Below are 7,155 nucleotides of genomic sequence, written 5' to 3'. Positions count from 1 at the left end.
GGTGACCGTGGTGGGTTCCGTGGTGGCGATCGTCGGGATGATCGGCCGCGTGGGCCGCGTCGTGATGATGAGCGGGGCGGCGGTTTCCGGCGTGATGACCGGCGCGATGACCGTGGTGGCGAGCGCGGTGGTGACCGCGGCGGGTTCCGTAGGGACGACCGTCCCTCGGGTGGTGACCGTGGTGGGTTCCGTCGGGACGACCGTCCGTCCGGTGGTGACCGTGGTGGGTTCCGTGGTGGCGATCGTCGGGATGATCGGCCGCGTGGGCCGCGTCGTGATGATGAGCGGGGCGGCGGTTTCCGGCGTGACGACCGGCGCGATGACCGTGGTGGCGAGCGCGGTGGTGACCGCGGCGGGTTCCGTAGGGACGACCGTCCGTCCGGTGGTGACCGTGGTGGGTACCGCGGTGGCGACCGGCGCGACGACCGGCGCGACGACCGTGGTGGGTTCCGGCGGGATGACCGTCCGTCCGGTGGCGACCGGGGCGGGTTCCGGCGGGACGAGCGTCCGTCCGGTGGCGACCGCGGCGGGTTCCGCAGGGACGATCGGCGGGATGAACGTGGCGGCGAGCGCGGCGGGTTCCGTCGGGATGACCGTCCGTCCGGTGGTGACCGTGGTGGGTACCGCGGTGGCGACCGGCGCGACGACCGGCGCGATGACCGTGGTGGGTTCCGCAGGGACGACCGGGGGCCGCGTCGGGACGACCGGGGTGGGTTCCGTCGGGACGATGAGCGTGGGCGCCGGCCGTACGGTGCGGGGCGCGGGCGTGACGACCGGCGCGATGACCGGCGGGATGGGCGTCCGGACCGGGAGCCGATCAAGCGGATCCCGATTCCGGACGACGTCACCGGTGAGGAGATCGACAAGGATGTGCGGCAGGAGCTGCTGAGCCTGCCGAAGACGCTTGCCGAGGATGTCGCCAAGAACCTGGTGATGGTCGCCAAGCTGCTGGACGAGGACCCGGAGAAGGCGTACGGGTACTCGCGGGTGGCGCTGCGGCTGGCGTCGAGGGTTGCGGCGGTGCGGGAGGCCGCGGGCTTTGCGGCGTACGCGGTCGGCAAGTACAGCGAGGCGCTGGGGGAGTTCCGGGCGGCGCGGCGGATGACCGGCGGTGTCGAGCTGTGGCCCGTCATGGCGGACTGCGAGCGCGGTATGGGCCGGCCGGAGAAGGCGCTGGCGATGGCCGGTGAGCCCGAGGTGCAGCGGCTGGACCGGGCCGGGCAGGTCGAGATGCGGCTGGTCGCGGCGGGTGCCCGTCGGGACATGGGGCAGGCGGACGCGGCGGTGGTGACGCTGCAGAGCCCTGAGCTGGCATCGAATGCCGTGCACCCGTGGACCGCGCGGCTGCGGTATGCGTACGCGGATGCGCTGCTGGAGGTCGGGCGCGAGGGCGAGGCGCGCGACTGGTTCGCCAAGGCGCTCGAGGCCGACCAGGCCGGTTCGACGGATGCCTCGGACCGACTGGCGGAGCTGGACGGGGTGCAGTTCACCGATGCGCTGGAAGACGGCGACGAGCTCGGTGAGGACGAGGCCGAGGGCGCCGATGAGGGCGCGGGCGCCGCTCGCGATGAGCGGTCCGAGCAGGACTGAGCGAGGCTGAGCAGGGCTGAGCGGTAAAGCGAAGGGCGGGATCCCGAGGGGATCCCGCCCTTCGGCGTTTGGGGGGTCAGGGGGCGTAGGGGGCGATGGGGTTGCGGAGGGTGCCGACGAGCTGGAGGGCGCCGGCCGGGTCCTGGAGGTCGACCATCTGCTGGTTGTCGCGCAGCTGGAGGCGGTTGAGGCAGGAGAGGGCGAACTCGTCGGTGAAGAGGTCGTATTGGGCGAACTTGGCGGCGAGGTGGGGGTGGGCGGCCTGGTAGTCGGTGATGCAGTCGGCGACCGTGCGCCAGAAGGATTCCTCGGTGAGGATGTCGCGGTCGGCGAGGGTGCCGCTCAGGAAGCGGAAGAAGCAGTCGAAGACGTCGGTGAAGAGGGAGAGGAGCTTTTTGTCCTCGGGGACGTCGGCGCGGATGCGTTCGACGGTCGGCGGCAGGACCGCGGCGGGGTCCATGACGGCGATTTCTTCGGCGATGTCCTTGAAGATCGCGCGGGTCACCGCGCCGTCCTCGAGGACGAGGATGACGTTCTCGCCGTGCGGCATGAAGACCAGGTCGTAGGCGTAGAAGGAGTGGAGGACGGGGGTGAGGTAGGCGTCGAGGTAGCGGCGGAGCCAGGTGGTGGGTTCCAGGCCGGACTCATCGATGAGGGCGGCGGTGAGGGAGGCGCCGTCGGGGTCGGTGTGGAGGAGGGACGCCATGGTGGCGAGGCGCTGGCCGGGTTCCAGGGTGGGGACGGGGCTTTCGCGCCACAGGGCGGCGAGCATTTTGCGGTACGGGGAGCCCTTGTCGGTGGCGGCCTCGTACCGGCGGTGGTGGTAACCGATGGCGGCGCGTTCGCGGATGATCGAGAAGCGGGCGGCGCGGAAGGTGTCGTCGGCGGCGATCAGGCGGGCGAGCCAGTCGTTGATGGCCGGGGTGGCCTCCATGTAGGAGGCGGAGAGGCCGCGCATGAAGCCCATGTTGAGGACGGAGAGGGCCGTCTTCACGTAGTGCTTGGTGGGGGTGGTGGTGTTGAAAAAGGTACGGATGGACTGCTGGGCGAGGTAGTCGTCGTCGCCGGGGCCGAGGCACACCAGGCGCTGCTGGGCGACTTCGGCGGCGAAGGTGACGGAGAGCTTGTTCCACCACTGCCAGGGGTGGGTGGGGAAGAAGAAGTAGTCGGAGGGGGTGAGGCCGAGGTCGGTGAGGGTGGTGGTGAAGCGGGTGCGGGTGGCTTCGTCGAGTTCGGAGTGGATGAGGGTGTCGTAGTCGAGGTCCGTGCCGGCGGTGAAGGTGGCGTGGTCGCGGTGGGCGGCGAGCCAGAGGAGGCGTACGGGGCTCGCGGTTTCCGGGGCGTAGGCGTGGTACTCGTGGATGCCGAAGCCGAGGCGGCCGTTGTTGGCGACGAAGCAGGGGTGGCCCTCGGTCATGCCGGTCTCGATGGCCTGGAAGCCGGAGGTGGCGAGTTCGGTGGCGGTGGGCCGGTCGGCGGCCAGTTTGTAGGCGGTGCCGGAGAGGGTGGAGCTGATCTCCTCGAGATAGACGGGGAGGATCGAGGGGGTCAGGCCCAGGGTTGTGCGGAGTTCAATGAAGAACTCCAGGGCGTCCAGGGGGAGTTCGGTGTGGTCGTCGCGGTGGCGGGTGATGCTGTCCGCGTCGATCGCCCAGTGGTCGAGGGCCTGTCTGCGGGCGGCGAAGCGGTATGCGGTGCTGCCGTCGTCGCTGTGGACGGTGTAGTGGCCGTCCGGGGGGAGGCGCTTGGGGGTGAGCAGCCGTTCGTGGGCGAATTCGGCCAGGGCCTTGCGGATCAGAAGGCGGTTGGCGCGGGCCCACAGGTCGGGGGTGAGGTGGGCGACGGCGTCCTGGGGGGTGGGCCGGGTGCCGGCGGTCATCGGTGGTCTCCTCGGGTGGCCAGGAACTGGTCGCGGGTGCAGGTGCTGAGGTAGGCGTCTTTGGAGGGGAGGCTGACGGTGCGGACGATCTCGAAGCCGACGGCCTTGTTGAGGCTGTGGACGGCGGTGTTGCGGGCGTCCGGTTCGACGACGACGCGGTGGGTGGCCGGGTCGGCGAAGAGCATGTCCATGACGGTGGTGATGACGGCGTGGGTGAAGCCGTGCAAGGGGGTGGCGGTGGGGGCCGTGAGGAAGTGCATGCCGACGTCGCCGGGTTCGGCGGCGTGGATGCCGACCAGTTCGCGGTGGGCCGGGTCGTAGCGCTCCATCAGGAAGGCCGGGGTGCCGTTGTGCAGGCCGAGGAAGGCGTCGTGGAAGGGGTCGGCGGCTATCCGTGTGAATTCCTTCTCCACGGCGGCGAGGTCGCAGTCCTGCATCAGCCAGAAGACGGCTTTGGGGTGGGTGACCCAGCCGTGGAGCAGTTCGGCGTCGGCGGGCGGGTCGACAGGCCGTAGGGAGAAGTCCCCGAGTGCGGGGTCGGTGCGGGTGAACAGGGGGGTGGTCATGCGGGGATCTCCAGGGGGTGGTGCGGGGCGGCCGGGGCGGCGAACTCCTGGAAGGCGATGGCCTTTTCGACCGGGTAGTACTCGCGGCCGAGCAGCTCGCGGATGATGCAGGAGTTGCGGTACGCGGCCATGCCGAGGTCGGGCGTGACGAAGCCGTGGGTGTGCAGCTCGGCGTTCTGCACGTAGATGCCGTGGCCGGTGGTGTCGATGCTGTAGTTGCGGGCGACGTCGTAGCGGCCGGCGTCGTCCCAGGCGATGCGGTCGCGGACCGGGGCGAGGAAGTCCGGTACGCGGTAGCGGTAGCCGGTGGCGAGGATCAGGCCCTGGGTGTCGAGGGTGAAGTCCTGGCCCTGTTCCTCCTGGCGCAGGCCGAGCGTGTAGGTGCCGCTCGCCGCGTCGTAACTCGCCTGGTTCAGCGCGGTGTTGGTGAGCAGGCGGGTGGGGACGGGGCCCGCGAGGTTCTTCTGGTAGAGCAGGTCGAAGATGTCGTTGATCAGCTCGGAGTCGATGCCCTTGTAGAGGTGCTTCTGGGTGGCGTTGAGGTGGTCGCGGGTGGCCTGCGGGAGGGCGTGGAAGTAGTCGACGTACTCCGGGGAGGTCATCTCCAGCGTGAGCTTGGTGTATTCGAGGGGGAAGAAGCGGGGGGAGCGGGTGGCCCAGGTCAGGTGGTAGCCGTGGCTGTCGATGTCCTGGAGGAGGTCGTGGTAGACCTCGGCCGCGCTCTGGCCGCTGCCGACGATGGTGATGCTGTCCTTGGCCTGGAGGGTTGCCTTGGCGTCGAGGTAGTCGGAGTTGTGGAGGAGGTCGCCGCCGAGGTCGCGGCAGGCGTCGGGGACGTGTGGTGGGGTGCCGGTGCCCAGGACGAGCTTGCGGGCGCGGTGGGTGGTGCGGTCGCCGGTGGGGAGGTGCTCGGCATGCACGACGTACAGCTCTTCGCTCTCGTCGTACTCGACGCCGGTGACCTGCTGGGCGAAGCGGACCGAGTCGAGTCTGCCGGCCGCCCAGCGGCAGTAGTCGTTGAATTCGGCGCGCAGCGGATAGAAGCTCTCGCGGATGTAGAACGGATAGAGCCGCCCGGAATCCTTGAGGTAGTTGAGGAAGGAGAACGGGGAGGTGGGGTCGGCGAGCGTCACCAGGTCGGCCATGAAGGGCACTTGGAGGTGGCTGCTGTCGAGCATCATGCCCGGGTGCCAGTCGAAGGCCGGCTTGTTGTCGAGGAACAGGCCGTTCAGTTCCTCGATCGGGTCGGTCAGGCAGGCCAGGCCGAGGTTGAAGGGGCCCAGGCCGATGGCGATGAAGTCGTACGGGGAGGGGTGCGGGGCGGACACGGGGTCTCCGATGGGGATGGACGGCTCGGTGGGGGCAGCTCCCATGCCCTTGAGGCATGGGGGAGGGTCAGCGGGCGCTGAGGGCCGGTGCGGCGGCCTCGGCCAGGTAGCTGCCGGCGTGCTCGGCGATCAGGTCGAGGACGGTGGCGATGTCCTCGAGCGTGGTCTCCGGGTTGAGCAGGGTGAACTTGAGGTAGTGGCGGCCGTCGACGACGGTGCCCGCGACGATGGCGTCGCCCGAGGCGAACAGGGCGTCCCGGGCGTGCAGGTTGACCTGGTCGCTGAGCTCGGGGTCCCGGTCGGCGCCGGGTACGTAGCGGAAGACGAGGGTGCTCAGCTGCGGTTCGGCGACGACGTCGAAGCGGGGGTCGTCGTGGAGGAGTTTCCAGGCGTCCGCGGCGCGGTCGATGACCTCGTCGAAGAGTTCGCCGAGGGCCCCGGCGCCCATGATGCGCAGGGTGAGCCAGAGTTTGAGGGCGTCGAACCGGCGGGTGGTCTGGATCGACTTGTCGACCTGGTTGGGGATGCGCCGTTCGGCCATCCGGCGCGGGTTGAGATAGTCCGCGTGGTAGGTGACGTGCTTCAGGGTGGCGCGGTCGCGGACCAGGACGGCGCTCGAACTGACCGGCTGAAAGAAGGACTTGTGGTAGTCGACGGTCACCGAGTCGGCGCGTTCGATGCCGGTCAGCAGGTCACGGCGGCGGGAGACCAGCAGGCCGCAGCCGTAGGCGGCGTCGACGTGCATCCAGGCGCCGTGCCGGGCGCACAGGTCGGCGATGTCCGGGAGCGGGTCGATGGAGCCGAAGTCGGTGGTGCCGGCGGTGGCGACGACGGCCATGGGGATCAGGCCCTCGCGCTGACAGTGCGCCAGCTCGTCGGCCAGGTCGGCGGTGCGCATCCGCTTGTGCTCGTCGGTCGGGACGGTGATGACGGCCTCCGGGCCCATGCCCAGCAGGGTGGCCGCTTTACGGATGCTGAAGTGGCTGCATGCGGAGGTGAGGATGCGCAGCCGGGGCAGGACGTCGGTGAGCCGGGTGTCCGGCGGTGTGGCGTCGCGGGCCAGCTCGTGGCGGCAGGCCTCGTCGCGGGCGAGCAGCATGGCCTGGAGGTTGGACTGGCTGCCGCCGCTGGTGAAGATGCCGTCGGCGAGGTCGCCGAGGCCTATGCGGTCGGCGGTCCAGTCGATCAGCCGGCGCTCGATCAGGGTGCCGCCGGCGCTCTGGTCCCAGGTGTCCAGGGAGGAGTTGACGGCGGCCAGGACGGCCTCGCCGATCAACGCCGGGATCACCACGGGGCAGTTGAGGTGCGCGAGATAGCGCGGGTGGTGGAAGTAGACGGCGTCGCGGAGGTAGACCTCGTCGAGTTCGTCGAGTGCGGCGGCCGGGTCGTACAGGGGCGCTTCGAGGTCCACGGCGGCCACGGTGGGCGCGAGGCCGTCGACGGATATCCCGGTGAACGGGCGGTCGGTGGCGGCGATTTTGGCGCTGACCCGGGCGACGGATGCGGTGACGGCGTCGCGGTAGCGGGCCGCCGTGGCGTTGTTGAGCAGATGGCTTCTGCTGTCGGCCGGTTCGGCGGGGGATGCGCCGGCGGGCGACGGATCCTCGGCAAAGGGCACGAGGAGAGTCATGAAGGTGTCCTCCTGATACGGGTGTGACCACGTCCTGCGCAGGGCGGAGGGGTGCGCAGAGGCAGGAAAACCCACCCGAGCGACGTAGTTAGGTAAGCCTAACCTAACTAATCGCTCGGGTGGGTATGGGGTGTCTTCCCCGGGAGGACGGCCCGCGGTGGG

Annotated in this window: 6 protein-coding genes; 2 read left to right on the top strand and 4 right to left on the bottom strand. The window is 70.0% G+C overall.

Translation table 11 applies throughout. The annotated features are described in order from the left end of the window. Together ACIGWZ_RS38655 and ACIGWZ_RS38650 are read left to right on the top strand one after the other, a co-directional pair. Positions 1 to 889 (top strand): hypothetical protein (locus ACIGWZ_RS38655; RefSeq protein ID WP_400072607.1); only part of this gene is annotated, 889 nt, incomplete at its 5' end. Beyond that, positions 826 to 1,590 carry a hypothetical protein gene (locus ACIGWZ_RS38650; protein WP_400072606.1) on the top strand — a complete coding sequence of 255 codons (765 nt, stop codon included), beginning with the start codon at positions 826 to 828 and terminating at the stop codon, positions 1,588 to 1,590. The genes ACIGWZ_RS38655 and ACIGWZ_RS38650, both read left to right, overlap by 64 nt. 76 nt (positions 1,591 to 1,666) lie before the next feature. Here the strand turns inward: ACIGWZ_RS38650 and ACIGWZ_RS38645 are convergent, their stop codons facing one another. From ACIGWZ_RS38645 to ACIGWZ_RS38630, 4 genes are read right to left on the bottom strand one after another with little or no spacing between them, the layout of a single operon-like run. Then, positions 1,667 to 3,469, bottom strand: coding sequence for an IucA/IucC family protein (locus ACIGWZ_RS38645; protein ID WP_400072597.1), 1,803 nt, complete (start codon positions 3,467 to 3,469; stop codon positions 1,667 to 1,669). Then, positions 3,466 to 4,035 carry a GNAT family N-acetyltransferase gene (locus ACIGWZ_RS38640; protein WP_400072595.1) on the bottom strand — a complete coding sequence of 190 codons (570 nt, stop codon included), beginning with the start codon at positions 4,033 to 4,035 and terminating at the stop codon, positions 3,466 to 3,468. Before ACIGWZ_RS38640 ends, ACIGWZ_RS38645 begins: the two co-directional genes overlap by 4 nt. Next, the gene (locus ACIGWZ_RS38635; protein ID WP_400072593.1) at positions 4,032 to 5,408 is read right to left on the bottom strand and encodes a lysine N(6)-hydroxylase/L-ornithine N(5)-oxygenase family protein; all 1,377 of its coding nucleotides are present in this window, start codon (positions 5,406 to 5,408) and stop codon (positions 4,032 to 4,034) included. The genes ACIGWZ_RS38640 and ACIGWZ_RS38635 overlap by 4 nt, the downstream gene beginning before the upstream one ends. A gap of 22 nt (positions 5,409 to 5,430) precedes the next feature. Continuing rightward, entirely contained in the window at positions 5,431 to 6,993 is a 1,563-nt protein-coding gene (locus ACIGWZ_RS38630) for a pyridoxal phosphate-dependent decarboxylase family protein (protein ID WP_400072591.1), read from the bottom strand. Between the last annotated feature and the right edge of the window lie 162 nt (positions 6,994 to 7,155).

This window comes from Streptomyces sp. NPDC053427, from assembly GCF_044544985.1.
Taxonomy (GTDB): domain Bacteria; phylum Actinomycetota; class Actinomycetes; order Streptomycetales; family Streptomycetaceae; genus Streptomyces.
This window is presented reverse-complemented; position numbering and strand designations above follow the sequence as displayed.

What these genes read in the sequence shown, in the direction of transcription:
- ACIGWZ_RS38645 (WP_400072597.1), bottom strand. Translation starts at nt 3,469, where the DNA reads ATGACCGCCGGCACCCGGCCCACCCCCCAGGACGCCGTCGCCCACCTC.
- ACIGWZ_RS38640 (WP_400072595.1), bottom strand. Translation starts at nt 4,035, where the DNA reads ATGACCACCCCCCTGTTCACCCGCACCGACCCCGCACTCGGGGACTTC.
- ACIGWZ_RS38635 (WP_400072593.1), bottom strand. Translation starts at nt 5,408, where the DNA reads ATGGGAGCTGCCCCCACCGAGCCGTCCATCCCCATCGGAGACCCCGTG.
- ACIGWZ_RS38630 (WP_400072591.1), bottom strand. Translation starts at nt 6,993, where the DNA reads ATGACTCTCCTCGTGCCCTTTGCCGAGGATCCGTCGCCCGCCGGCGCA.